Consider the following 25750-nt stretch of genomic DNA (forward strand, 5'->3'; position numbering starts at 1 on the left):
TATATTAGCTCAAAAATAATATGAATCAACATAAACCTTCTAACCTTTATAGTCTGTTAGATCTTATTCGTGATAAACCAGAATTATATATTGGAAACAAATCATTAACTACTTTATATAATAATATTAATGGCTATAATTTATACTGTTTTGTAAATGCCATTAAAGAAGATCTTATTCCTGATTTGGCAGAATTTCATGATTTTGTTGCTCTTCAATTAAATTATTCTGAATCAACTTCTGGTTATAGAAACATGATTCTGGAAAAGAATAATTTTGACGAAGAAGAATCTTTAAAAGCATTTTATTATTTATTAAATTTATTCAAAAATAGTATTACCATAACTAACAATTATGAAATTAGAAGACTTCAAAAAGAATTTCACCAATCAAATCACAAATGAATTCGCTTTATTCTTTGAAATTAATGATGAACTTGGTTTCGAAAAATACTCTCAGGGTTTTGGTTTATATGAAGATGATAAATCTGGAATTTCAACCTGGTCTGAAGATCCTGCTTTTTTAGACAAACTAATGCCTTTTGCACAGGCAAACGGATCTGGTTCGATGTATGTTTTATGGAATAACGACTCAAACAAATCTTTAAACGAACTGCCAATAGTTGTTTTTGGTGATGAAGGCGGTTATCATATTGTAGCAAAAAACATCTTTGAATTTATGCAGTTGCTTACTTTTGATAACGAGATTTCTGTAGATCACGAAGAAGCTTATTTCTATAAAGATGAAGACGATTATGAAGAAAGCGAAAATCTCCCTGAATATAAAGTATGGCTGAAAGAAAATTTCAATCTCGATCCGATAGAAGAAACAGAAGCAATTTTGGCAGAAGCACAAGAAACATATAAAGCTGAATTTGACGAGTGGGTTTCTCAATTCTACTCAGAAAATTAAATTATATTAGAACAAAACAATTAAAAACAATAAAATGAAAAAAGCATTTACCCTTTTAGCAATAGCTTTATTTACAATTAGTGCGCAGGCACAAGAAACAAAACCGGCTCCTAAAAAAGAAACAGCAAAAAAAGAATCATGCTGCAAAAAAACAGCAAAAGATAAAAAAGCGTGCTGCGCAAAAAAATAATCGAAATTCTATTTCAACAAAAAAGACCTCAATTGAGGTCTTTTTTTATGTTTTAGTTTGCCACGAATTATTTTTTTTTTAGAGCTTTAAGCATTTTTGGAATTAGTGAAAATTCGTGAAATTCGTGGCTAAAAAAACTATTTTACTCGAATACTCCATTCAAAATCCATTTCAGAAACCTGAACTCCTTTTTCATCTGTTCCTATAGATTTCATCCAAAAGGTTTGCCCTTCGCCTGTTTCAATAGTTTTTTTAATTGCATCGGCAATTAAATGTCCGTCGTTGCAAACAAAAGTTATTCTTCCAGTTGCTTTTTTGGTAAAGTTCCCTTTATTATTAGCTACTAACATTGAGATTTTTCTTCCGCTTTTCTGAATTTGTGAAATCACCAAAGCTCCGGTTGTTAACTCGGCCGCCATAGCCTGTACAGCAAAATACATTGAATTAAACGGATTCTGATTGATCCATCTGTGTTTTACGCTTACTATACAGGTTTTATCATCTATAGCTTTAACACGTACACCGCAAATATACGCCGACGGTAATTTGAAAAATACAAATTTGTTGAGTTTAGAAACTGAAATTGCCATGATTTATTTTTTTATGTAAAAATACAAAAAAACTATGCACGCACAATAAATGGTTAAAACTTTACCAAGATGCCAATTAAATCAAGTGTTAACACTGATTTTCAGCATCTTTTTGTGTTAAATAAAATATCAACTTTGTTAATATTTTGTTAATATTTGGTACTATGCAAAACAAGATACTGTCTTTTAGCCATATATTTGTATAAGAAATTACTATATGCTTTTAATCATGGAAACAACAACACCACTCATCATGGAAACAACATCAGAAAAGAACACTGCAACGTTCACACATTTAAGTACATTAAGTCAGTATATCATTCCTTTTGGAAACTATATTTTTCCAATATTAATCTGGACGAGTTACAAAGACAAATCAGAATTTGTAAATCACCACGGAAAACAGGCTTTGAATTTTCAGTTAAGTTTATTGCTTTACACTTTGATCTTAGCTTTAATTGCTATTCCGATTTTCATCATTGTATTTCTTCAAAACCTTCCTATGGAAGCTGTTTTTAACGATGAAGATTTTGTTATCAGAAATTTCAATTTTGAAGGTAACATCGGGTTATTAACAATTGGTGCAACAGCTGTAGTACTTTTTGGATTGTTAAAAGTTGTGGAATTCTTTTTAGTGATTTATGCTTCAATAAAAACTTCAAACGGAGAATATTACAAATATCCGCTAACGATTCCTTTTATAAAGTAAAAACTAAAAAAGTTAAAGGTTAAAAGTTATAAGTTATACGAAATAATTCTAACAGAATAAATTCGAAATCAATCATCAATCAAAATCATCAATCAAAATCATCAATCAAAAAACGAATTGTTCAATCTAAAAAAAACAAAATGAAATTATGAACATTGAAAACACAAAAGCACAGATGCGCAAAGGTGTTCTTGAATTTTGCATCTTATCTGTTTTAAAAGAAAAAGACGCATACACATCAGAAATATTAGACACTTTAAAAAACGCAAAATTATTAGTGGTTGAAGGAACGGTTTATCCGCTTTTAACCAGACTGAAAAACGACGGTTTACTAAATTATCGCTGGGAAGAATCGACTTCCGGACCGCCAAGAAAATACTATGGATTAACCGAAATAGGACAAACTTTTTTAAACGAACTTAATGGTACCTGGACAGAATTGTCTGACGCCGTAAAACTAATCACCAATCAAAATCAATAAGTCATGAACAAAACAGTAAATATTAACTTAGGAGGCATGTTTTTTCACATCGATGAAGATGCATACTTAAAATTAACGCGCTATTTTGACGCCATAAAACGATCATTAAACAACTCATCTGGTCAGGATGAAATTATTAAAGATATCGAAATGCGTGTTTCTGAACTATTAACAGAAAAACAAAAAAGCGACAAACATGTTGTGGGACTGAAAGATGTTGAAGAAGTGATTGTAGTAATGGGACAACCTGAAGATTACATCATTGAGGATGACGAAAAACCAAATCAGTCTTTTAATGATTATGCAAACAGAAAAACCAAAAAATTATATCGTGATAAAGAAAAAGGTATGATTGGCGGTGTTGCCACAGGTTTAGGACATTATTTTGGAATTGATGCCGTTTGGATCAAAATCATCTTCTTAATATTTGTTTTTGCAGGTTTTGGAACTGGAATCTTAGCTTATTTTGTTCTTTGGATCGTAACGCCGGAAGCTGTTACAACTTCTGAAAAATTAGAAATGACCGGCGAACCGGTAACCATTTCAAACATTGAGAAAAAGGTTCGTGAAGAAATTGAATCGTTATCTCATAAATTTAAAAGTGCAGATTATGATAAAATGGGAAACCAGGTAAAGTCGGGAGCTGAGAGAATAAGTAGTTCATTTGGAGACTTTATCATGACAATTTTTAAAATTTTCGCTAAATTTTTAGGAGTAGTTTTAATCATGTCAGGGATTAGCGTTTTAATCATGTTACTGATTGGGGTTTTTACTTTAGGAACAAATGTGTTTGTAGATTTCCCATGGCAAAACTTTGTTGATGCAGGAAACTTTACAGATTATCCTATCTGGTCATTTGGTTTATTGATGTTCTTTGCAGTTGGAATTCCGTTTTTCTTCCTTACGCTATTAGGTTTCAAATTGTTATCTCCAGATTTAAAATCAATTGGAAATATCACAAAATATACCTTGTTAGCAATCTGGATTATTGCAGTAGCAATTGCAATAAGCATTGGAATTAAACAAGCCACTGAAATTTCATATGACAATAAAACTATCGAGAAAAAAGAAATCGGTATTAGTCCAAACGATACACTTTATGTAAAGTTTAGATATAATGATTACTATGCTAAAGACTTAGATCACCACAGAGATTTTCAATTTGTACAGGATTCTGCCAACAATCAATTGATTTATTCTACAGATGTTCGTTTGCATGTTTTACGTACTGATCAGTCTAATGCATACTTGCAAATAGAAAAAAGCGCAAGAGGAAATTCATTTACAAATGCTAAAAAAAGAGCAGAAAAAATAAATTATAAGGTTGAAATTAACGGAAATCGTTTAATTTTGGATAATTATTTTCTTACGGATATAAAAAACAAATTTAGAGGACAAGAAGTTGATATTTATCTATACCTACCAGAAGGACAGTTATTTAAGCCAGATTCTTCTGTACAGGATTACGACGATTCTGAAGATGATTTTTTCAACTTACACTTTAGTGGAAATTATAGCTACAAAGTAGAAGGTTCTAAAATTAAATGTTTTGATTGCCCGCCAAGTGAAGATGATTATGACGATGTTAGCATTGAAGAAAATCAAAATGACAATGATACAATAAATGAAGTTTCGGTTAAGATTAACGGTAAAGAAGTTTTAAACGGAAAAAAAACTAAAGGAAAACTAACCACTGATAAAAACGGAGTAATAATCAAAATTAACTAAGCCATGATCAAAATAATCATTCATATTACGAAATTCATTATTGCCACAATCACCGCATTATTATTTGCCTCTTGTAATTTTAACATGAATACTGTTGAAGGCAGCGGAAATGTGACTACTGAAAAAAGAATTGTTGAGGGAGATTTTAAAAACATATCTGTAAGCAATGCTATTGATGTTGTAATCGAACAATCTGACGCAACCGAAATTACTGTCGAAGCTGATGATAATTTGCAGAAAGAAATTATAACTAAAGTAGAAAACGGAACTTTAATAATTAAATGCAAATACAGCTCTTTTCGCAACATTACAATGAAAAAAGTTACTGTAAAAGTACCTTCTCTTGAAAAAATAGAAGCTTCGAGTGCTTCAACTGTACAAAGTAAAAATGTTTTTCAGGGAGAAAATATGGATCTTGAATCATCAAGTGCAGCAACTATGGATCTTAACATTGAATCTGATAATATTTCGGCTACATCAAGCAGTGGAAGTTCTATTAACGTTCAGGGAAAAGCTTTAAAAGTTCAAACAAAAGCTTCGAGCGGTGCAACTGTTGATGCCGGAAAATTATTGGCAAACGAAGTAAACGCAGATGTTTCAAGCGGAGGAAGTATAAATGTGCATCCAATTGTAAGCCTTAAAGCAGAAGCAAGCAGCGGAGGCCATATTAATTACGACATAGCTCCTAAAACAATCGAGAAAAAATCAAGTTCAGGAGGAAGCATCAGCCAGGGATAAATATTTATCTGTTAAATATAAAAGAAATCATTCATCAAAAGTGGATGATTTTTTTATATTTGCCAAAATCAAATCTAGAATTAATGAAAAAAAGTACAGCCTTACTCCTATTATTATTAGTTACGACCTTAACTTTTGCACAAAAAAGAGAGAAACTAAAAGGATCTAAAATCGTAACCACTTCTATTAAAGAAGTAGGAGAATTTGATGGAATCGAAGCCGATGACAATTTGGAAGTTTATCTGGAACGTGGAGAGAAAAACGAAATCAAAATTGAAGCCGATGACAATTTACACGAAATAATCGGAATGGATTTAAGAGACAGAATGCTTCGTTTATACACAACAAAAGAAAGCACCATTTTTAAGAAACTAATTGTTCGCGTTACTTACACAAAATCGCTTAACAAAGTAATTGCAAAAAATGAATCTGTTATTTATGCCATACAAGAACTTCAATTAGACGATATTACATTTAACAGTTATGATTATTCTAAATTATTTCTGAATGCCAATTCTAAAAAATTCACTTTAATTGCTGATGACAAAACAAAAACGGAATTGAATTTAAAATCTGATGATGGAACGTTACAATTAAGTAAAAATGCTTCGATTAAAGCATTGGTAGCTGCCATAAAATTTAAATGTGATTTGTATCAAAAAGCAAATGCTGCAATTGAAGGAATTACCGAAAAAGGAACTATACGTTTAGACAACAATTCTACTTTTACAGGAACAAAATTTACCTTAAAAGAAGCAAATGTTACTACCGAAGGATATTCAACAGGAACTATTCTTGCAGAAACTACTATTTCGATAGCTGCCGGAGACAAATCAGAACTTACATTATTTGGAAATCCAAAAATTGAACTTACACGTTTTTCTGAAGAAGCAAAATTGATTAAGAAGTTAAAATAGTCTGCAGTTTACAGTCGCAGTTTACAGTCTATAAAAAAAGTCTCATTCGCCGCGGCGAATGGGACTTTATTTTTTATTGTTTTCTAATTCACGGTTCCAACAACCTGAAACCTGAAACAAAGAAAACCTGAAACAAAAATTTACTCTTTAGCTGCTAAATATCTTTCAGCATCAAGTGCAGCCATACAACCAGTACCCGCAGCCGTAATTGCCTGACGGTATACATGATCTGCAGCATCACCGGCTACAAAAACACCATCAACATTTGTTCTAGATGTTCCTGGTACATTTATAATATAACCTGTTTCATCAAGAGTAATATAATCTTTAAAAATATCTGTATTGGGTTTATGACCAATTGCAACGAAAAATCCTGTTGCAGGAATTTCAATTACATCGCCTGTTGTTTTATTTAATGCTTTAATGGCGTGAACAACGTTGTTATCACCTAAAACTTCTACCGTATCGTGATTCATTAAAATCTCGATATTTTCAGTTTTGCGAACACGTTCTTCCATAATTTTAGAAGCTCTGAATTTTTCGCTTCTAACCAACATGGTTACTTTTTTACAAAGTTTAGATAAGTAATGCGCTTCTTCACAAGCAGAATCTCCTGCTCCAACAATAACAACTTCCTGATTACGGTAGAAAAATCCGTCGCAAACAGCGCAGGCAGAAACTCCTCCACCCATATTTAGGTAATGTTGTTCTGAAGGCAATCCTAAATACTTAGCCGAAGCTCCTGTAGAAATAATAACGGTTTCACAGTGCAATTCGATTGCATCGTTAATCCAAACTTTATGAATATCTCCTGAAAAATCAACTTTTGTAGCCCAGCCATCACGAATATCAGCACCAAAACGTTTTGCTTGTTCTTGTAACTGAACCATCATTTCAGGACCTGTAACACCATCAACATAACCCGGGAAATTCTCTACCTCATTTGTCGTAGTCAATTGACCACCAGGCTGCATTCCCTGGTATAATATTGGATTCATATTTGCTCTGGCAGCATAAATTGCAGCAGTATAACCTGCAGGCCCAGAACCAATAATTAGGCATTTAATTTTTTCTATTGTATCTGACATAATATGTATAGTTTTTAGTGATGCAAAGGTAAACTTTATTATAAAAAATCCTTGTCAAAATAAATCCTAAATAACTATCTTAAAATAAGTTTTATTTATTTTGATATTTTCCTTTTGGAAATGGAATTTATTACTATATTTGCATCCGCTTACGGGGTGTAGCGTAGCCCGGTTATCGCGCCTGCTTTGGGAGCAGGAGGCCGCAGGTTCGAATCCTGCCACCCCGACAAAAGTCTTTTCATCTTAATTGAAAAGACTTTTTTTTTGCACTAAACTTAAAATTAAATCACAAATAGAACGGTTATAGCGTCCCGATTGAAAATCGGGATGGACGTAAATACGAATCCTGCCACTCTGGCAAATCCTTTTCATATTTACCCTATTTTTTGTCACTCTTTATTTTTGTTTTAAACATCCTGTTGTCGAATGACAATGAAAGCATTACAAGACAAATAATAAATTATGTCTTTTTATGCAATTAATAGAGCTTCTCAAATACATTAGAATTTTATCAATTGATTCCCTTTGCACAAAATTTTAAAAATGAAAAAACTACTCATATATATTCTTTTCGTTTTTTCTCTTACTGCTGCCGCACAGGAAAATCGGGATTCAATATGCGAAAACACACCAATTGAGAAATTGACATTTTACAAAGAAAATGCGCATGCCTCTTATTATCATGATAAATTTAATGGCAAGAAAACGGCAAGCGGTGCAAGATTCGATAACGATAAACTTACTGCTGCTCATAAAAAATTTTCTTTTGGCACATTGTTAAAAATCACTAACCCAAAAAACAACAAATCGGTAATTGTAAAAGTGACAGATAGAGGCCCATTCATTAAGGGACGAGAAATTGATCTGAGCAAAAAAGCTTTTATGGATATTGCCTCTAATAAAGGAAGCGGATTAGTTGTAGTAAAAATTGAGGTTCTGGAAAACTAAAGAGTGTTTACAATCGACCAGAAGACTACATGTTATAGTTCTTAATTCTTTTTAAGTAAAAAAAACTTACCCTATTAAAATGTTATTATATTTACCAAATCATAACCTCTTATTAAATACAATATGGAAGTTTTTCTTTTCGTGGTTTTATTTTGTTTTCTAATTTACATTCTCAATACGATAAAAAGTCGCTTTGATCATCTTGAAGACGATATTTTGAAACTCAGTAAAAAATTAGACCAGTTAAAATCAATTGAAAAATCATCTGAAATTATTGCCAGTCCAATTCCAGTTGTTAAAAAAGAAGAGTTTACCATAGTACCGGAAAAATCTAATCAGAATATTTCTGAACCTGCTAAACCAGAAGTCGTCGAAGAAAAGATTTTAGACGAACAACTAGAAAAAATTGCATTATCAGCTGATATTGATAATTCACCAAAACCTATTGAACCTGAATCTGTTGATCTTCAATTTACGGAACCTAAACCAGATCCAAAACCACTTGTTCCTGTTGAGCCGGAAAAATCATTCTGGGAAAATTTTAAAGAAAAAAATCCGGATTTAGAAAAGTTCATCGGTGAAAACCTAATCAATAAAATTGGTATTTTAATTCTGGTTCTAGGAATTAGTTATTTTGTAAAATATGCTATTGATAAAGATTGGATCAATGAACCAGCGCGAGTTGGAATTGGCGTTTTATGCGGTGCACTTGTTATGGGAATTGCACATAAACTTCGTAAAAATTATGCAGCATTTAGTTCTGTAATTGTCGCGGGTGCTATTGCAATTTTCTATTTTACAATCGGAATCGCTTTTCACGATTACCACCTGTTTAATCAAACCGTTGCTTTTAGCATAATGGTAATCATTACCGCTTTTAGTGCTTTAATATCATTATCTTATAACCGAATCGAACTTGCCGTACTTTCCTTAATTGGCGGTTTTGCAGTTCCGTTTATGGTAAGCACGGGTGAAGGAAATTATGTGGTTCTTTTTAGTTACATCATTATATTAAACATCGGGATTTTAGCCATTGCTTATTATAAAAAATGGAATATTGTCAATGTACTTGCTTATATATTTACCATTTTATTATACGGCGGTTGGCTTTACAAAGATCTTGAATCCATCAAACCGCATTATATTGGCGCTTTGGCATTTGGTTTTGCTTTCTACTTTATTTTTATTTTAATGAATATCATTAATAATATCAGAACAAAAGGAGAGTTCTCTAAAACACAATTAACAATATTAGCCAGTAATACCTTTTTATTTTATGGCGCCGGAATGGCGATTTTAGCCCATTTCCATTCAGAATTCAGAGGTTTATTTACTACTATTATTGCACTTTTAAATTTTACGTATGCCTGGTTTTTGTACAAAAAATTTGGTCTCGACAAAAAGGCCGTTTACTTATTAATTGGATTAACGCTAACTTTTATAACACTTGCTATTCCTATTCAGTTTGAAGGTAATTATATCACTTTATTCTGGGCTGCAGAAGCTGTTTTGTTGTTATGGCTTTCGCAAAAATCAAAAATTGCAAGTTATCGCTTTGGCTCTGTAATTGTTCAGGGCTTAATGATTATCAGTTTAATCATGGATTGGAATTTATTCTACAATAGCGATTTACCTCTTAAAATCATAATTAACCCAATTTTCGTTACAGGAGTTTTTGCGTTTTCTTCTTTATTGGCTGTTTGGTTTTTATTGAAAAATGAAACAGAAAATATAACACTTTTAAACATCCATTTTAATCCTGAAAAGTATAAACTATGCGCTTTTATTTCAGGAATTATTATATTGTATTTAACCGGTTTACTCGAAGTTATTTTTCAGGCAAATACGCATATTGAAAGTTCAAAAAGTGCTGTTGCATTGCCTTCAGTGTATCACTTATTATTCTGCGCCATTTTAACTTTCGCATTAATTAAAAAGAAAACAGAGTTAAATTATATATTGGCTACTGTAATTATAATTATAAACATTGTTTTATTTACTTTCGGATTCTTAAACTATTCTTTTTTCGAGCATAAAGAAATCCTGACATCAGGGTTCGGAAGACCGATAGCTTATTATCTGCATTATATTTCGCTGGCCTTAATTGTATATTCTGTTTATCAATTATTTCAAATCAACAGAAATATCGGCTTTGAATTCTTCAAAAACCGTTATTTTGTTTGGGCAGCAGCGTTCTTCATCATTTATATCGCCAGTTCAGAAGTTATGCTTCATTGTCTTATTTTGATGAATTCTCCAATTACGCTGCAGGATTTGCATTCGAATGCACTTTATGCAACCAACAACACCAAAGCTGATTTACTCTACCTTCGTTCAGCTGTTGCTGATGATATAATTAAAATTGCCAGAATTAAAATCATCAAAACCGGATTTCCTGTTTTATGGGGAGTTTTAGCTTTTGCATTTTTAATTATCGGAATAAAAAAACAAGTTAAAACCCTTCGAATTATTGCGCTGACTTTACTTGGACTCACAATTGCAAAATTGTTTTTCTACGATATCAGCAACATTTCCGAAACTGGAAAAATCATATCCTTTATCCTTTTAGGAATTCTAATTTTGATAATCTCATTCGTTTATCAAAAAATAAAAGTTTTAGTTATTGATGAAAACAAACCTGATGAAACCAATGAAATTAAATAGTTTTTTTATTCTCTTATTTCTAACAAATTTTTCGTTTGCCCAATTTCAAACAACGGCAAAAATAAAAGAAGTTACAGAAAATGGTTTTCATGAAATTATTTTGTCGCCCGAAATTCGTTCTTATTCAAAACAGGATTTAAGTGATATCAGAATCTTTAATTCCAAAGGAAATGAGGTTCCGTATTTCATTCAAAGCAATTCAGAAGCTTTATTAAGTTCTTTTGAAGAATATGAAATTGTTTCTAAAACTGTTTTCCCAAAGAAAAGCACTTCGATAGTGGTTTCAATTCCTTCGGTAAAAAACAACAATAAGCTTTCGTTATTTATCGCTAATGCCGATGTCGAAAAAAACTATTCAATTTCTGGCAGCAATAATCTTGAAGAATGGTTTGGAATATCCAATTCACAAACTTTATATGATTTGAATAGCACTACAGAAGCAAGTGTTGTTAAGACAATTTCATATCCGCTAAGTACTTATAAATATTTGAAAATTGATTTTGATGACAAAAAAACACTTCCTATAAATGCTTTAAAAGTTGGTAATTTTAATACTCAACTTCAAAAAAACATATTGCAGGATATCAAACCAAAAAAAAACATAAGATTTGAATTTCTTCTTCCTCAAAAACACACTCAATTACAGGTTGTTTTTGATGCACCACAAATTATCAATCAAATTGATTTTGAGATTTCGAATCCAACTTACTACAAAAGAAAAGCTGTTATTTACAAAAAAGTAAAACGAGAATCGAAACGAAAAACTGAAATAATAGACGAAGAAATTGTTTCATTTGAATTAAATTCAAACACAAAAAACAGCTTTACAATACCCGAAATGTTCGAAAAGGATTTTTATATAAAAATCGAAAATAAAAACAATCAGCCTCTGACAATTTCATCAGTAAAATACAGCCAAAAACCCGTTTCAGCTATTGTCGAATTATATACTAATGACAAGTACACAATCAAAACAGGCGATAAAAACCTGAACGAACCTGAATATGATTTGTCTGATTTTAAAAATAACATTAAAGGTTGTTTACCGCAAACTTCTATTTATGACATTCAACAAAGTACACTATCCAAAAAACAATCTGCAGACAAATCATTTTGGCAGCAAGGATGGTTTATGTGGCTGTGCATTATATTGGGCGGAATTACAATTTTGTACTTTACAGCGAGTTTAATAAAAGATTTAAAAGAGAAAAATTAAAATCTGGCCAAACCTTATTTTTGCTTCAAAATCAAAAAGTGGAGTTTTATTCCCTTTTAAAGAAAAAATAGAACGAATTTTCGGAGTTATTTTTTCGTTATTACAAAAATTAAAATCTGCAAACACGCACGAAACAACGGCAAATCAAAGTTTCACAAATGTTAACAAAATAGATTTTCAAAAACCATAAATAATTGTATTTTTACGGTTCAAAATTCAGAAAATAAATGGGCAAAATCATTGCGATTGCTAATCAAAAAGGAGGCGTTGGAAAGACTACTACATCTGTAAATCTTGCAGCCTCATTAGGTGTTTTAGAAAAAAAAGTATTATTGATCGATGCTGATCCTCAAGCAAATGCCACGTCTGGTCTAGGGATTGACGTAGAATCTGTGGAAATTGGTACCTATCAAATACTTGAACATAGCCACACCCCAAAAGAAACTGTTGTTAAATGTTCAGCTCCGAATGTTGATGTAATTCCAGCTCACATTGACCTTGTTGCCATCGAAATCGAATTGGTTGATAAAGAAAACAGAGAGTACATGCTTAAAAAAGCACTAGAAAGTGTAAAAGACGAGTATGATTATATCATTATCGACTGCGCACCTTCGTTAGGTTTATTAACACTTAATGCTTTAACAGCTGCTGATTCTGTAGTTATTCCTATTCAATGCGAATATTTTGCACTTGAAGGATTAGGGAAATTATTGAACACTATAAAAAGTATTCAAAAAATACACAATCCGGATCTTGATATCGAAGGATTATTACTAACCATGTATGATTCAAGATTACGTTTATCAAATCAGGTTGTAGAAGAGGTTCAAAAACACTTTAATGATATGGTTTTTGATACCGTAATTCAGCGAAATGTAAAATTAAGTGAAGCACCTAGTTTTGGCGAAAGCATCATTAATTATGACGCAACCAGCAAAGGAGCAGTTAATTACATTAATCTGGCTCAGGAAATTATAAAGAAAAACAGTAAATAGTTTTTATGACAAAAGCAATTAAAAAACAAGCCTTAGGAAGAGGATTATCAGCATTATTAAAAGATCCGGAAAACGACATTACATCAGTAGAAGACAAAAATGCTGATAAGGTTGTTGGAAATATTATAGAGCTTGAAATAAGTGCTATCGAAATAAATCCGTTTCAGCCTAGAAGCAATTTTAATGAAGAATCATTACGAGAATTAGCCACTTCTATTAAAGAACTTGGCGTAATTCAACCTATTACTGTTCGAAAATTAGACTTCAACAAATACCAGTTAATTTCTGGAGAACGCCGTTTGCGTGCTTCTACATTAGTTGGCTTAACTACAGTTCCGGCTTACATTCGTATTGCGAATGACAACGAATCTCTGGTTATGGCTTTGGTTGAAAATATTCAGCGTCATGACTTAGATCCAATCGAGATCGCACTTTCATATCAGCGTTTAATTGACGAAATTCAATTAACACAAGAACAAATGAGCGAAAGAGTTGGTAAAAAACGTTCTACGATTGCCAATTATTTACGTCTTTTAAAACTTGACCCGATTATTCAAACGGGTATTCGTGATGGTTTTATTAGTATGGGTCATGGTAGAGCTATTATCAATATCGAAGACCTTGACATTCAAACTGATATTTATCAAAAAATCGTAAGTCAAAATTTATCTGTTCGTGAAACAGAGACTTTGGTTAAAAATTATCACGAAAGTTTAAAACCAAAACCTGAAGGTGAAGAAAAACCAAAATCAGCTTCTTCATTTGTTGTTAAAGAAACTCAAAAAAACACTTTCAACGATTATTTTGGTGCAAAAGTTGATGTAAAAGTTGCAGGCAATGGAAAAGGAAAAATCACAATTCCTTTCAATTCTGAAGCCGACTTTAATCGAATAATAAAATTAATAAACGGATAGTGAATAAAATTGTCCCCATAAGTCTATTGTTCTTTCTCTTAGGAACCGTCTCTCTTTTTGCCCAGGCAAAAGAAGAAACGGTTTTAGTCGCTAAAGACACTACTAAGATGCAGGAGATAGACCCGCTAACACCAGCAAAAGCTGCCTTTTATTCGGCAATTTTACCTGGTTTAGGTCAGGCATACAACAAAAAATACTGGAAAATTCCGTTAGTGTACGGAGCAATTGGAACCAGTATGTATTTTTATATAGACAACAACAGAAAATATAAAGATTATCGTAATGCTTATAAACGAAGATTAGAAGGTTATAATGATGATAATTACCAATTTCTGGATGACAGCAGACTTATTGCCGGTCAAAAATTCTATCAGCGTAACAGAGATTTATCAGCCTTATTTGTAGTGGGTTTTTATGTTTTAAACATTATCGATGCCAATGTTGATGCGGCTTTGATTCAGTTTAACGTAAACGAAAGATTATCAATGAAACCTGAAATTTATCCCAACGATGTAACATTTAAACCAAATGTTGGACTAACTTTTAATTACCGCTTTTAAATAGATTTCATTTCTATTTAATTAAAAAAAAATATACATAATGAAAATTGCACTTTTAGGATACGGAAAAATGGGTAAAGTAATCGAAAGAATTGCTTTAGAAAGAGGTCATGAAATTGTTTTAAAGAAAGACGAATTCAACACATACGACGGACTTTCAACAGCAGATGTTGCCATTGATTTTAGCGTTCCTACTGCCGCTGTTGCCAATATTTCGAATGCTTTTAACGTTAATGTTCCTGTAGTTTCAGGAACTACAGGATGGTTGGAACATTTTGATGAAATGGTGGCACTTTGTAATGAAAAACAAACCGGTTTTATTTCCAGCTCTAATTTTAGTTTAGGAGTAAATATCTTCTTTGAGATCAATGAATATTTAGCCAAAATAATGTCTCAGTTTGATTCGTATAAAGTTACGATGGAAGAAATTCATCATACACAAAAACTAGATGCTCCAAGCGGAACTGCTATTTCTTTAGCAAAAGGTGTTATTGAAAATAGTAACTATGCAAATTGGACTATGGATGAAGCAAAAAATAATGAAATTTATATTGAAGCAAAAAGAATTGGCGACGTTCCGGGAACTCACACGGTTACTTATGAATCAATTGTAGATAGCATCGAATTAAAACATACTGCCCACAACCGCGAAGGTTTTGCACTTGGAGCCGTAATTGCTGCCGAATGGTTAGCCGGTAAAAAGGGAATTTATAGTATGAAAGATGTTTTAAACTTAAAATAAACAGATTTAAACTTAAGGCAAATTGAAACCTTAAACTTGAAACTTTAAACAATATATTATGACACTATATCTTTGGTTCGTATTTTTCTTAGCTGTACAAATTATTCACTTTATTGGAACATGGAAATTGTATCAGACTGCGGGCAGAAAAAGTTGGGAAGCAGCAATTCCTGTTTACAACTCAATAGTTTTAATGAAAATTATTGGCCGACCAACCTGGTGGACAATATTACTTTTCATTCCGATTATTAACCTGATTATGTTTCCGGTTGTTTGGGTTGAAACTTTAAGAACATTTGGAAAAAAATCGACTTTAGATACTATTTTAGGAATTGTAACATTTGGATTCTACATCTATTATGTAAATTATACTCAAAAATTAGAATATAATCCAGATCGTAAATTAACTCCAGAAAATAAAGCTGCTGATACCGTAAGCTCATTGCTTTTTGCAATTATTGTTGCAACATTAGTACACACTTATTTGGTTCAGCCTTACACCATACCTACTTCTTCATTAGAAAAATCATTATTAATTGGAGATTTCTTATTTGTTAGTAAGGTAAATTACGGCCCAAGAGTACCCATGACAACGGTAGCATTGCCAATGGTACATGATACAATACCATTCATTAAAAGAAAATCATATTTAAGCTGGCCGCAATTACCTTATTTCAGATTGCCAGCTTTTGAAAAAATAAAACGAACAGATATTGTAGTTTTTAACTGGCCGGTCGATACAGTGCATTATTTCTATGAGCCAAAAGGAAGACCCGGAGTTATTAAACCAATCGATAAAAAATCGAATTACGTAAAAAGATGTGTTGGTATTCCTGGCGATAGTTTATCTATTAAAGACGGATTTGTTTTCATTAACGGAAAAAAATTAGTTTTACCAGAAAGAGCAAAACCTCAATATTCTTATTCTGTAGCTTTGGACGGAAAAACTCCTATCGATTTCGAAACTTTAATGCGAGAAATGGACATTACGGATGGTGCTGGTTTTAAAAGTGAAAAAAGAGATACTTTATATTTTAGAGCTTTAACAGAAGCTAGTGCAGAACGCTTAAAAAATACTCCCGGAATTACTGCTGTAATAAGACAAATTGCAAAAGGAAATGACGATAGAATTTTCCCGCATATTAATAAATGGAACGAGGATAATTTTGGTCCAATATATATTCCTGAAGCTGGAAAAACAGTTACACTGACAAACGAAACACTGCCATTTTACAAAGAAATCATAACCAAATACGAAGGAAATACTCTTGAATTAGATGGTTCACATTTTATAATTAATGGAAAACAAACCAATAGTTATACCTTCAAGCAAAACTATTATTGGATGATGGGAGACAACCGTCATAACTCTGAAGATAGTCGTTATTGGGGTTACGTTCCTGAAGATCACATTGTAGGAAAACCGGTTTTTATCTGGTTAAGCTGGGACACTAACGGTAAAGGAATCAATAAAATTCGCTGGAGCAGAGTTTTTACAACTGTTGACGGTGAAGGACAGCCACAATCTTATTTCAAATATTTCCTTATTCTTCTTGCAGTATATTTTATTGGAGAATATTTCTGGAGAAAAAGAAGAGAAAATAAAGCATAAATAAAATAGTTATTTTTTGTTTCAGGTTCCAAGTTTCAAGTTTTATACGAACCTGAAACTTGGAACCTGAAACTTTTAAACAAAAAACAATGAACTCTTTATTACTTCCTACCTATTTTCCATCAATTAGCCACTTTGCAGTTATGGCTCAATCTGAAAATATTATTTTTGAGATGGAAGATAATTTTCAAAAACAAACCAACAGAAACCGTACGTACATCTATAGTCCAAACGGAATTCAGTTATTAAATATTCCGGTTAAGCATTCTAAAGAAGCGCATCAAAAAACAAGAGATGTTTTGATCGAGAATGAATTCGATTGGCAAAAACAGCACTTTAAATCTCTGGAAGCTGCATATAGAAGCTCTCCTTTTTTCGAATTTTTTGAAGATGATATTCGTCCGATATTCGAGAAAAAACATACTCTTTTGCTGGATTTAAATATGGAAGTGTTTGATATTGTGACGAAGTGTTTGAGAATGAAACTGGAATTTGGCAAAACAACTGAATACTTTCATAAAGTAGAAAACATATCAGATTTCAGATATTTGGCAAATGGAAAAAAGGACCCAAATTCATTCGAAAAATATCCTCAGGTATTTGATGATAAACATGGCTTTATAAACAATCTAAGCGTATTGGATTTGCTTTTTAACGAAGGTAAATTTGCAATGGATTATTTAAAAAATCAAAAGTTAGAAATAAAATAGAAAAAACTAATTCTTCTTATAGAATTTTAGATTTTAAATTTTGCTTTTTTGGAATTTGGAATTTAAAATTTTGGAATTTCTTCCAAATTATTCCATCGAAAGTCTTGTCATAATCGGATAGTGATCTGAATTTTCAAAATCAGAAAAACTTTCAAATTGTTTTACTTTCATTTTACTGTCTGAGAAAATGTAATCGATTCTGGCAGGATAGTAACGGAATTTATAAGTTGCTCCAAAACCTTCTCCCGCTTCTTCAAAAGTATCTTTCAATTTTCCTTTTATGCTTCGGTATACATATGAAAACGGGCTATTATTCATGTCTCCACAAATTATAATAGGATTTTTACATTGCTTGATATTTTCTTTAAAAATCTCAGCCTGTTCTTGTTGCTGCCTAAATCCTTTGCTGATTCTGGTGTAAATTTGTTGCGATTTTCGCTGATTTACATTATCAATATCATCTGAAATTTTATCAACATCAGGCGAAATCTTTATTGACTGCAAGTGCATATTATAAACACGAATAATGTCTTTACCACGTTTTATATCAGCATAAATAACATTGTTATCTGATTTAGGAAAAATAATATTCCCTTCATTTATAATAGGAAACTTTGAAAAAATCGCCTGTCCTGTTTTTATTTGATTTCCATCAATAAAAATATAACGATGCGGATACACTTTTAAATCTAAATGTGCTGAGTTTGAATATTCCTGGATACATAAAATATCAGGATCCTTCTCATCAATAAAAGCTTTTATATTAGACGGAATATCATCACGATCCAACCATTTAAACACATTAAAAAGACGAACATTATAACTCATTACTGAGAAATCTTTTTCATCTTCAATATATTCTTTAGGAGAGAATTTATAAAATTTACTGATAAACGTGATTCCTGTCAACAAAACCAAACCAGACAATATAAGGCGTTTTTTAAACTGAATTCCCCAATACACAAAGAACAATCCATTTAAAACAAAAAAGGCCGGCATAAAGAGCGTTAGCACCGATAAAAGCGGAAAACTTTTTGGCGCCAGAAATGGCAGAATGTAGATACTAAATGTTATTACAGTTAGCACTATATTCAAAAAGAACATTATTTTATTAAACCACGACAGGTTTTTCATTTTTTCTTTGTTACACGGATTATTTTCCTGCTTTAAACAAAAATTCTTTCTCTTCTTTTGTCAAACAATCATAGCCGGACTGGCTAATTTTATCCAATATTTCATCAATTTGTTGTTGCGTTTTATCTTTCGTAACAATTTTTGATATTGGTTTCTGTGTAGGTTTATTGTAATTTTTATGAACTTTTTTGAAGGGGGTTGATGGTGATTTTCTGAAAAGATTTGTAAAAAAATCTAATATTCTGGAAATCACAATACTCAAATCAGTTCCATTTTGAAGCAACTTAATAAAAATAAAGCCAAAAACAGCGCCAGCCAAATGCGAAATATGTCCACCCATATTACCAAGGCGAAATTGCATTAAATCCAGAATTAAAATTACAGCCGTAATATGCCATAATTTTACATTTCCAATTAATAGCAAACGAATATTCATTAAAGGCTGATAGGTTGTTGTGGCTACTAAAATTGCCATAATTGCAGCCGAAGCGCCAACGATAGATGCTGAATAGTTTAAAAAATAATAACTTAATGCAAATATGACTCCGGCAAAAACTGCACTTAAAATGTACAAGCCTAAATATTGTTTTTGAGTAAAATAGGTGAGGAATAAAGTACTTGAAAAATTTAGCACCATCATATTAAACAACAAATGCCAAAATCCGTCATGAAAAAAAGCATAAGTTAAAAATGTCCAGGGCTTAAACATAAAAACCTGAGGATCTGACGAGAATGCAAGCCAATTTGGAAATTCAAATTCACCAATTGAAAAATTATAAAAAACCAGAGAAATAAGGAAACAAGCAACGTTCCAGTAAATAACGCGCATTGCAATCCCACCCAACTTATATTGTAATTTTAAATCATCAAGAATATTCATAAAAGCTTCTTTTGGTCCCTAGGGATAATTGATTATCTAAAGTTAAAAATTAATTCCAACGATTGTTATTAAACTGATTTTTTTTCCAGTACCACATAATCATAAATCCAAAAAAAGCTCCGCCAATATGTGCATAATGAGCTATTCCAGATTCTATTCCCATAAGTGAGCTGCCAAAAATTCCAAAGAAGCCATCAAATAAAAGCATATAAATTGGAACAAAATATTTAGCTTTTATCGGAATCGGGATAAACATAATTCCTAATTCTGCGTTAGGAAACATAAAAGTAAAGGCAACTAAAAGGCCATAAATTGCTCCTGAAGCACCAACTACCGTTCCTAAATAAGCTTCAGTAAAATGTTTAAATTCAGAAACTGTCAATATTTGCTGCCATCTTGTATCTATTTTGCCATCGTTTAGCAAACTCAGAATATCAGCTTTAGGAAAACCGTTTGCAATTAAGATATTTATACTGTCCTGATAAAAATAATAATTAACAGCAAAATTTACCAAAGCAGCACCTAATCCGCATGAAATGTAGAAAAACAAAAATTTCTTCCCTCCCCAAAAATGTTCCAGCGTCGAACCAAATGAATACAAGGCAAACATATTGAATGCAATATGAGCAAACCCGCCATGCATAAACATATGTGTAATTGGCTGCCAAACTTTGAAACCAGGATTTTCAGGAAAAAAAAGTGCTAAATATTCATAAGAAACCGGCACCAATTGAGCACCGATAAAAAATATGATATTAATAATCAATAATTGTTTTACTACGGGAGTTATGTTCATCATAAGGCAAACTTTTTATCTATATCTTCCACACGCATCGTGATGAAAGTTGGTTTTTGAAAAGGTGAAATATTTGGATCTTTACAGGCAAACAATCCGTTTACTAAATTATCCTGTTCTTTTTCGGTTAAATAAGATCCGGTTTTAACTGCTAAACTTTTTGCCATCGATTTGGCAATTGTATCATTTTGGCTGTAACTGCTTGCCGGGATTCCGTCTTGCAAATCACTTAATAATTGTTCTATTACCATAGAAACTTCGCTTTCGGTAATATTAACCGGAATTCCGGAAATCACAATATGGTCTGTTTGTGCTTGTTCAAAAACAAAACCTGTTGTTTCAAGAGAAGGTTTCAATTCTTCAATTAATGTCATTTCATCTGAAGAATAAAATAAATCTAAAGGAAATAACAATTGTTGACTTGAAGCTTGATTTACAGTCATGTTCAGCAAAAATTGTTCGTACAAAATACGCTGGTGCGCACGTTGCTGATCAACAATGACCATTCCTGATTTTATTGGCGAAACAATATATTTTTTATGTATCTGATATGTTTTCTGGCTCACTTGTTCTACTTCATCATCATTGAATAAAGATGACGTCACTTCTTCGTTTTCAAAATTAAAAGGTGAACTTTCTATACTTTCCAGATTTTCTGTATCTAAACCAACATATAAGCTTTCCCAACTTGCAGTTGGTTCAACTCTTTTTGAATATCCCGAATAAGAATTGGAACCCGAACTATAGCCTGATCCTGAACTATAACCTGATCCCGAGCCAGAACTTGCTTTGGAGTAATGCTGATTTGTTTTATCATCTGTAAATGGATTAAAAGTTCCATCGACCTGAATTGTAGGTGTTTCTGCTTCTAAATCTTTGTAGTGATAAGGTGTGTCTAAATTTGAATCGCGATCAAAATCTAAAACAGGCGCTACATTAAACTGACCTAAACTATGTTTAATAGACGCTCTTAAAATAGCGTATAAAGCCTGTTCATCATCAAACTTAATTTCAGTTTTTGTTGGATGAATGTTGATATCAATTGTGTTTGGCGGAACTTGTAAATACAAGAAATAACTTGGCTGCGAGCCATCTTTCAAAAGTCCATCGTAGGCTGCCATAACTGCATGATGCAGATAACCGCTTTTAATGAAACGATCGTTTACAAAAAAGAATTGCTCTCCTCTGTTTTTCTTAGCGAATTCAGGTTTGCAAACAAATCCCTGAACGTTTATAATTTCAGTGTCTTCACTTACAGGAACCAGTTTTTCATTGGTTTTGCCAGACATTATCCCAACAATTCGCTGGCGATAACCCGCGGCAGGTAAATTATACATTTCGCTGCCGTTATGGTAAAAAGTAAAATGAATATTGGGATGCGCTAATGCTACACGCTGAAATTCATCCATAACATGCCGAAACTCAACCGTATCTGACTTTAGGAAATTACGGCGGGCAGGAATATTAAAAAAAAGATTTTTTACTGCAAATGAAGTTCCTTTTGGTAAAACTGCCACTTCCTGAGAGACAAATTTGCTTCCTTCGATAATAATATGCGTACCAAGTTCGTCCTGATCCTGCTTGGTTTTCATTTCCATATGGGCAATTGCCGCGATAGAAGCCAAAGCCTCTCCACGAAAACCTTTTGTACATAAGGAAAATAAATCTTCGGCCTGACGGATTTTTGAGGTTGCATGACGTTCAAAACACAAACGCGCATCTGTGACACTCATACCTTTACCATTATCAATAACCTGAACCAAAGATTTACCAGCATCTTTAATAATTAATTTAATATCGGTTGCGTTGGCATCAACAGCATTTTCAAGCAATTCTTTGACTACCGAAGCGGGTCTTTGAACCACTTCTCCAGCGGCAATTTGATTAGCAACGTGATCAGGAAGTAATTGGATAATACTCGACATTAAAAAATTTGGGTTTAAGGTTTATGCTTTGATTTTAGTTTATTGTATTGTAAAAATCTCAGATTGATACTGTTAATTTATTTCTGGTTTTAAAATCCAAGGTCTACAAATTTAATGAATTTCTATTGGGTTTTAGAGCTTCATCAGTCATAAAAAAAACAAAAAACCTATACTATTTTCACACAGTATAGGTTTTAATATTTTTAAAACAATTGTGTTTTATTCTTTATCTATTTTTCTAGGAGTTTCTTCTATTTGAATCGCACCAGAAGTTAGCAATGGCTGATTAAATGGATGCGACATAGAAGCTTGTTGACGAATATAAGCCATTTTTATTGCTGCAATTGCAGCCTCGGTTCCTTTGTTTCCGTGAATTCCTCCACTTCTGTCAATAGATTGTTGGATATTATTATCTGTTAATACACAAAAAATAACGGGAATATCTGTTTGAACATTCAAATCTTTAATTCCTTGCGTAACACCTTCGCAAACAAAATCAAAATGTTTGGTTTGCCCCTGAATTACGCATCCAATTACAATTACTGCATCGACATTTTGTGTTTGCAACATTTTTTTTGCGCCGTAAATCAGTTCAAAACTTCCCGGCACATTCCAACGAATGATTTGTGTTGCGGGAACTTCGCAGTCAATTAACGCATCAAAAGCGCCATTGTAAAGTCCTTCGGTTATGTTTTCATTCCACTCAGAAACAACAATCCCAAATCGAAAGTCTTTCGCATTTGGGATCGTGTTTTTATCGTATTCTGATAAGTTTTTATTTTCGGTAGCCATCTGTATATTTTAGATTTTAATTTTTTATTCAGAATGTAAAAATACAAATCTAAAATCTAAAATCTAAAATCTGCAATAAAATTATTGCGCTAATCCAATCAATGCATCAACAGAAGCAGCTTCCGGAGTTGTATCGTAGTTTTCTTTAATATCTGTTAAATATTTTAAAGCGTCTTCTTTTTGACCTAAAGCAATAGCAGTTTTTCCTGCTTTTAATAAGAAACGAGGTGTTGTAAAATCGTTTTTATTAGATTCAGCCGCTTTTACATAATAGTCAAGAGCTTCTTTTTGTTGATTTTTCTGAGAGTAAGCGTCTCCAATTGCACCTTTTGCCAAAGCACTCAAAATTAAATCTTCAGATTTAAAATCACCTAAATATTTAATTGCCTCGTCAAATTTACCAGTATTTAAATAAGCCATACCAGCATAATAGTTCGCTAAGTTACCAGCATCTGTTCCAGAATATTCGTCAGCAATTTTAACGAATCCGAATTTACCTTCAGAACCGTTCAAAGCTAATTTATATAATGAATCGCTTGCCACACCGTCAGTCGCTTTTTGGAAATTTTGTTGAGCAACAAACATTTCGTTTGCAGCTTCATCTTGCTTAGGAGCTTCGATAAATTTTTGGTAAGCCAAATATCCAATAGTAGCAACTGCAATTCCAGCAACTAAACCAATAATGATTTTTTGATTTTTAGCAACCCAATCCTCAGTTTTTGAAGCAGTTTCATCTAATTTTGAAAAAACACCAGCTGTTGTACTGTCTTTTTCATCAATAATTACCTGTGTTTCTTCATTTACTTCTTTAACTTCCTTTTCTTTTGGTGCTTTATATCCTCTTTTATTGTAAGTAGCCATTTAAAATTAATTTAGTGAACGGCAAAAATAAAATTTTTATTGAAACTGAAGTAAAAAAAATCAATTTTATATCTATTTAATATAAAAAAATTTAGATAATCTCCGTTTTTTTCTTATCAATCACAGAATAACAAAATATAACACATTAAAAATGAATATTTTAAACGAAATTTTCAATGATTTGAATGATACTTTTTTCACTTTTCAAAATAGCGTTTTTATTGCCTCAGAATATTATTTCGTTATAGATTTTTAAGATTATCGCAGATTAAGCTTTTAAAGAATTAAATTTGCCAGACAAATTCTTTTTAATAATTTAATCTGTAGCAGAAAAACATAATTAAAAGGAGAAATACTCATATTAAACATCAAATTCTACCTTAGAATTCCTTTAAAAAATGCACTTAAACAAAATTTCTTTATTCAATTATAAAAATTTCTCCGAGGCAAGTTTTGATTTTGACATCAAGATCAACTGTTTTGTTGGAAAAAACGGAATTGGTAAAACTAATGTGCTTGATGCTATTTATCATTTAGCTTACGGAAAAAGCTATTTTAATCCGCTGGCTGTGCAAAACATCAAACACGGTGAAGAGTTTTTTGTAATTGATGCCGAACTGGAAAAAAATGGCAGAACAGAACAAATTGTCTGCAGTTTGAAAAAAGGACAGAAGAAAATCCTGAAAAGAAATGGTAAGGCTTATGATAAATTTTCTGATCATATTGGGTTTGTTCCATTAGTCATTATTTCTCCGGCAGATCGCGATTTAATTGTGGAAGGAAGTGAAACACGCCGTAAATTTATGGATAGCGTAATTTCGCAATTAGATTCAACTTACCTGCATCAACTTATTCAATATCAAAAAATAATTGCGCAGCGAAATGCTTTATTAAAGTATTTTGCACTCAATCATGTTTTCGACAACGACACCTTATCTATATATAATGAGCAATTGGATGGTTTTGGGAAATCTATTTTTGAAAAGAGAAAAGATTTTCTGGAACAATTTATACCTATATTTAATACACATCATCAGGCAATAACAGGATCTGAAGAAACGGTGCAATTGGTTTATGAAAGCCATTTGTTTGAAAAAGACTTACTGACTATTTTACGAGAGAGCATTAATAAGGATCGCGCCTTACAGTATACAAGTAGCGGAATTCATAAAGATGATTTATCGTTTGAAATTGATTCTCATCCTATAAAAAAATTCGGATCGCAAGGTCAGCAAAAATCGTTTTTGATTGCTTTGAAGCTGGCTCAATTTGAATTCCTGAAAAAACAAAGCGGTGTAAAACCACTATTGCTTTTTGATGATATTTTTGACAAACTCGACGAAACCCGCGTTTCTAAAATTGTCGAAATGGTAAATAGTGAAACTTTTGGTCAGCTTTTTATTTCTGATACACATCCGGAACGCACCGAAGCTATCGTAAAATCAACACATCAGAGTTATAAGATATTTAATTTGTAATTTTTTTTGTTTGCCACGACCCGAGCGACAGCGAACTGGCGAAGCAATTACACAAATTATCACAAATTAGAGCTTTGACAAAGTTTAAAACTTTGTCAAAGCTCTAACAATAGTAATTTAAAAATTCGTGTGAATTCGTGAAATTCGTGGCGAAAAAAATCATTAATTTA

General features: G+C 32.1%; 26 protein-coding genes and 1 tRNA gene. 19 read left to right on the forward strand and 8 right to left on the reverse strand.

Going from position 1 to position 25750, the window contains the following annotated elements; translation table 11 throughout:
- The first annotated feature begins 20 nt into the window (after window positions 1-20).
- Genes SD960_RS03340 through SD960_RS03350 form a run of 3 tightly spaced genes read left to right on the forward strand, consistent with a single transcriptional unit; the run spans window position 21 to window position 1102 of the window.
- Window positions 21-404, forward strand: coding sequence for a hypothetical protein (locus tag SD960_RS03340; RefSeq protein WP_318800956.1), 384 nt, complete (start codon window positions 21-23; stop codon window positions 402-404).
- Window positions 355-912: a hypothetical protein gene (locus SD960_RS03345; protein WP_318800957.1), complete on the forward strand. Its 558-nt coding sequence runs from the start codon at window positions 355-357 to the stop codon at window positions 910-912. The genes SD960_RS03340 and SD960_RS03345 overlap by 50 nt, the downstream gene beginning before the upstream one ends.
- Window positions 913-946: 34 nt before the next feature.
- A complete protein-coding gene (locus tag SD960_RS03350) occupies window positions 947-1102 on the forward strand; it encodes a hypothetical protein (RefSeq protein ID WP_318800958.1) in 156 nt (51 codons plus the stop codon).
- 137 nt (window positions 1103-1239) lie between these two features.
- Here the strand turns inward: SD960_RS03350 and SD960_RS03355 are convergent, their stop codons facing one another.
- Window positions 1240-1692 carry a DUF4442 domain-containing protein gene (locus SD960_RS03355; RefSeq protein ID WP_318800959.1) on the reverse strand — a complete coding sequence of 151 codons (453 nt, stop codon included), beginning with the start codon at window positions 1690-1692 and terminating at the stop codon, window positions 1240-1242.
- Window positions 1693-1921: 229 nt separating this feature from the next.
- Here SD960_RS03355 and SD960_RS03360 point away from each other — a divergent pair, with 229 nt between their 5' ends.
- The 5 genes from SD960_RS03360 (at window position 1922) to SD960_RS03380 (ending at window position 6265) form a co-directional block, all read left to right on the forward strand.
- The gene (locus SD960_RS03360; RefSeq protein ID WP_318800960.1) at window positions 1922-2401 is read left to right on the forward strand and encodes a DUF4870 domain-containing protein; all 480 of its coding nucleotides are present in this window, start codon (window positions 1922-1924) and stop codon (window positions 2399-2401) included.
- A gap of 148 nt (window positions 2402-2549) precedes the next feature.
- Window positions 2550-2882, forward strand: a complete 333-nt coding sequence (locus SD960_RS03365) for a PadR family transcriptional regulator (protein ID WP_007804050.1) — start codon at window positions 2550-2552, stop codon at window positions 2880-2882.
- A 3-nt stretch (window positions 2883-2885) separates the two neighbouring features.
- Entirely contained in the window at window positions 2886-4610 is a 1725-nt protein-coding gene (locus SD960_RS03370) for a PspC domain-containing protein (RefSeq protein WP_318800961.1), read from the forward strand.
- A gap of 3 nt (window positions 4611-4613) precedes the next feature.
- On the forward strand, window positions 4614-5348 hold the full coding sequence (locus SD960_RS03375) for a head GIN domain-containing protein (RefSeq protein WP_318800962.1): 735 nt from the start codon (window positions 4614-4616) through the stop codon (window positions 5346-5348).
- An 83-nt stretch (window positions 5349-5431) separates the two neighbouring features.
- Window positions 5432-6265, forward strand: a complete 834-nt coding sequence (locus tag SD960_RS03380) for a GIN domain-containing protein (RefSeq protein ID WP_318800963.1) — start codon at window positions 5432-5434, stop codon at window positions 6263-6265.
- 140 nt (window positions 6266-6405) lie between these two features.
- Here SD960_RS03380 and trxB read toward each other — a convergent pair whose 3' ends face one another.
- A complete protein-coding gene (trxB, locus tag SD960_RS03385) occupies window positions 6406-7353 on the reverse strand; it encodes a thioredoxin-disulfide reductase (RefSeq protein WP_318800964.1) in 948 nt (315 codons plus the stop codon).
- Window positions 7354-7505: 152 nt separating this feature from the next.
- Here trxB and SD960_RS03390 point away from each other — a divergent pair.
- The 10 genes from SD960_RS03390 to SD960_RS03435 all read left to right on the forward strand — a co-directional run bounded on the left by SD960_RS03390 (window position 7506) and on the right by SD960_RS03435 (window position 17714).
- Window positions 7506-7580 (forward strand) — tRNA-Pro (locus SD960_RS03390).
- A gap of 316 nt (window positions 7581-7896) precedes the next feature.
- Window positions 7897-8301: a septal ring lytic transglycosylase RlpA family protein gene (locus tag SD960_RS03395; RefSeq protein WP_318800965.1), complete on the forward strand. Its 405-nt coding sequence runs from the start codon at window positions 7897-7899 to the stop codon at window positions 8299-8301.
- 216 nt (window positions 8302-8517) lie between these two features.
- Entirely contained in the window at window positions 8518-10965 is a 2448-nt protein-coding gene (locus SD960_RS03400) for a DUF2339 domain-containing protein (protein ID WP_318800966.1), read from the forward strand.
- Entirely contained in the window at window positions 10928-12181 is a 1254-nt protein-coding gene (locus SD960_RS03405) for a hypothetical protein (protein ID WP_318800967.1), read from the forward strand. The genes SD960_RS03400 and SD960_RS03405 overlap by 38 nt, the downstream gene beginning before the upstream one ends.
- Window positions 12182-12408: 227 nt before the next feature.
- A complete protein-coding gene (locus SD960_RS03410; RefSeq protein ID WP_042566029.1) occupies window positions 12409-13176 on the forward strand; it encodes a ParA family protein in 768 nt (255 codons plus the stop codon).
- Window positions 13177-13181: 5 nt separating this feature from the next.
- Window positions 13182-14090, forward strand: a complete 909-nt coding sequence (locus SD960_RS03415) for a ParB/RepB/Spo0J family partition protein (RefSeq protein ID WP_042566028.1) — start codon at window positions 13182-13184, stop codon at window positions 14088-14090.
- Window positions 14090-14650, forward strand: a complete 561-nt coding sequence (locus SD960_RS03420; protein WP_302093419.1) for a DUF5683 domain-containing protein — start codon at window positions 14090-14092, stop codon at window positions 14648-14650. The genes SD960_RS03415 and SD960_RS03420 overlap by 1 nt, the downstream gene beginning before the upstream one ends.
- Window positions 14651-14690: 40 nt before the next feature.
- Entirely contained in the window at window positions 14691-15392 is a 702-nt protein-coding gene (gene dapB / locus SD960_RS03425; protein WP_318800968.1) for a 4-hydroxy-tetrahydrodipicolinate reductase, read from the forward strand.
- 58 nt (window positions 15393-15450) lie between these two features.
- On the forward strand, window positions 15451-17004 hold the full coding sequence (gene lepB / locus SD960_RS03430) for a signal peptidase I (protein ID WP_318800969.1): 1554 nt from the start codon (window positions 15451-15453) through the stop codon (window positions 17002-17004).
- A gap of 89 nt (window positions 17005-17093) precedes the next feature.
- Window positions 17094-17714 (forward strand): WbqC family protein, encoded by a 621-nt coding sequence (locus tag SD960_RS03435; RefSeq protein ID WP_318800970.1) that lies wholly within the window; start codon window positions 17094-17096, stop codon window positions 17712-17714.
- An 87-nt stretch (window positions 17715-17801) separates the two neighbouring features.
- On the opposite strand, the gene SD960_RS03440 is transcribed toward SD960_RS03435, so the two are convergent.
- From SD960_RS03440 to SD960_RS03465, 6 genes are all read right to left on the reverse strand, one after another.
- Entirely contained in the window at window positions 17802-18818 is a 1017-nt protein-coding gene (locus SD960_RS03440; protein ID WP_318801282.1) for an endonuclease/exonuclease/phosphatase family protein, read from the reverse strand.
- 49 nt (window positions 18819-18867) lie between these two features.
- Entirely contained in the window at window positions 18868-19728 is an 861-nt protein-coding gene (locus tag SD960_RS03445) for a rhomboid family intramembrane serine protease (RefSeq protein WP_318800971.1), read from the reverse strand.
- Between the two features lie 49 nt (window positions 19729-19777).
- A complete protein-coding gene (locus SD960_RS03450) occupies window positions 19778-20527 on the reverse strand; it encodes a rhomboid family intramembrane serine protease (protein WP_318800972.1) in 750 nt (249 codons plus the stop codon).
- Window positions 20524-22449 carry a DNA mismatch repair endonuclease MutL gene (gene mutL, locus SD960_RS03455; RefSeq protein ID WP_318800973.1) on the reverse strand — a complete coding sequence of 642 codons (1926 nt, stop codon included), beginning with the start codon at window positions 22447-22449 and terminating at the stop codon, window positions 20524-20526. Before mutL ends, SD960_RS03450 begins: the two co-directional genes overlap by 4 nt.
- 219 nt (window positions 22450-22668) lie before the next feature.
- Window positions 22669-23241 (reverse strand): 6,7-dimethyl-8-ribityllumazine synthase, encoded by a 573-nt coding sequence (gene ribH / locus SD960_RS03460; protein WP_042566020.1) that lies wholly within the window; start codon window positions 23239-23241, stop codon window positions 22669-22671.
- Between the two features lie 81 nt (window positions 23242-23322).
- The gene (locus tag SD960_RS03465) at window positions 23323-24102 is read right to left on the reverse strand and encodes a tetratricopeptide repeat protein (protein ID WP_318800974.1); all 780 of its coding nucleotides are present in this window, start codon (window positions 24100-24102) and stop codon (window positions 23323-23325) included.
- 398 nt (window positions 24103-24500) lie between these two features.
- Here SD960_RS03465 and recF point away from each other — a divergent pair, with 398 nt between their 5' ends.
- A complete protein-coding gene (gene recF / locus SD960_RS03470; RefSeq protein ID WP_318800975.1) occupies window positions 24501-25580 on the forward strand; it encodes a DNA replication/repair protein RecF in 1080 nt (359 codons plus the stop codon).
- Window positions 25581-25750: the final 170 nt, after the last annotated feature.

Origin of the sequence: Flavobacterium sp. MMLR14_040 (assembly GCF_033657265.1) — a bacterium.
In the GTDB taxonomy this organism is placed as follows: Bacteria; Bacteroidota; Bacteroidia; order Flavobacteriales; family Flavobacteriaceae; genus Flavobacterium.

Bases quoted from the DNA above. Each gene is read 5' to 3' on its own strand.
- SD960_RS03340 (WP_318800956.1), top strand. From the start codon at position 21: ATGAATCAACATAAACCTTCTAACCTTTATAGTCTGTTAGATCTTATT.
- SD960_RS03345 (WP_318800957.1), top strand. From the start codon at position 355: ATGAAATTAGAAGACTTCAAAAAGAATTTCACCAATCAAATCACAAAT.
- SD960_RS03350 (WP_318800958.1), top strand. From the start codon at position 947: ATGAAAAAAGCATTTACCCTTTTAGCAATAGCTTTATTTACAATTAGT.
- SD960_RS03355 (WP_318800959.1), bottom strand. From the start codon at position 1,692: ATGGCAATTTCAGTTTCTAAACTCAACAAATTTGTATTTTTCAAATTA.
- SD960_RS03360 (WP_318800960.1), top strand. From the start codon at position 1,922: ATGGAAACAACAACACCACTCATCATGGAAACAACATCAGAAAAGAAC.
- SD960_RS03365 (WP_007804050.1), top strand. From the start codon at position 2,550: ATGAACATTGAAAACACAAAAGCACAGATGCGCAAAGGTGTTCTTGAA.
- SD960_RS03370 (WP_318800961.1), top strand. From the start codon at position 2,886: ATGAACAAAACAGTAAATATTAACTTAGGAGGCATGTTTTTTCACATC.
- SD960_RS03375 (WP_318800962.1), top strand. From the start codon at position 4,614: ATGATCAAAATAATCATTCATATTACGAAATTCATTATTGCCACAATC.
- SD960_RS03380 (WP_318800963.1), top strand. From the start codon at position 5,432: ATGAAAAAAAGTACAGCCTTACTCCTATTATTATTAGTTACGACCTTA.
- trxB (WP_318800964.1), bottom strand. From the start codon at position 7,353: ATGTCAGATACAATAGAAAAAATTAAATGCCTAATTATTGGTTCTGGG.
- SD960_RS03395 (WP_318800965.1), top strand. From the start codon at position 7,897: ATGAAAAAACTACTCATATATATTCTTTTCGTTTTTTCTCTTACTGCT.
- SD960_RS03405 (WP_318800967.1), top strand. From the start codon at position 10,928: ATGAAAACAAACCTGATGAAACCAATGAAATTAAATAGTTTTTTTATT.
- SD960_RS03410 (WP_042566029.1), top strand. From the start codon at position 12,409: ATGGGCAAAATCATTGCGATTGCTAATCAAAAAGGAGGCGTTGGAAAG.
- SD960_RS03415 (WP_042566028.1), top strand. From the start codon at position 13,182: ATGACAAAAGCAATTAAAAAACAAGCCTTAGGAAGAGGATTATCAGCA.
- dapB (WP_318800968.1), top strand. From the start codon at position 14,691: ATGAAAATTGCACTTTTAGGATACGGAAAAATGGGTAAAGTAATCGAA.
- lepB (WP_318800969.1), top strand. From the start codon at position 15,451: ATGACACTATATCTTTGGTTCGTATTTTTCTTAGCTGTACAAATTATT.
- SD960_RS03435 (WP_318800970.1), top strand. From the start codon at position 17,094: ATGAACTCTTTATTACTTCCTACCTATTTTCCATCAATTAGCCACTTT.
- SD960_RS03440 (WP_318801282.1), bottom strand. From the start codon at position 18,818: ATGTTCTTTTTGAATATAGTGCTAACTGTAATAACATTTAGTATCTAC.
- SD960_RS03445 (WP_318800971.1), bottom strand. From the start codon at position 19,728: ATGAATATTCTTGATGATTTAAAATTACAATATAAGTTGGGTGGGATT.
- SD960_RS03450 (WP_318800972.1), bottom strand. From the start codon at position 20,527: ATGATGAACATAACTCCCGTAGTAAAACAATTATTGATTATTAATATC.
- mutL (WP_318800973.1), bottom strand. From the start codon at position 22,449: ATGTCGAGTATTATCCAATTACTTCCTGATCACGTTGCTAATCAAATT.
- ribH (WP_042566020.1), bottom strand. From the start codon at position 23,241: ATGGCTACCGAAAATAAAAACTTATCAGAATACGATAAAAACACGATC.
- SD960_RS03465 (WP_318800974.1), bottom strand. From the start codon at position 24,102: ATGGCTACTTACAATAAAAGAGGATATAAAGCACCAAAAGAAAAGGAA.
- recF (WP_318800975.1), top strand. From the start codon at position 24,501: ATGCACTTAAACAAAATTTCTTTATTCAATTATAAAAATTTCTCCGAG.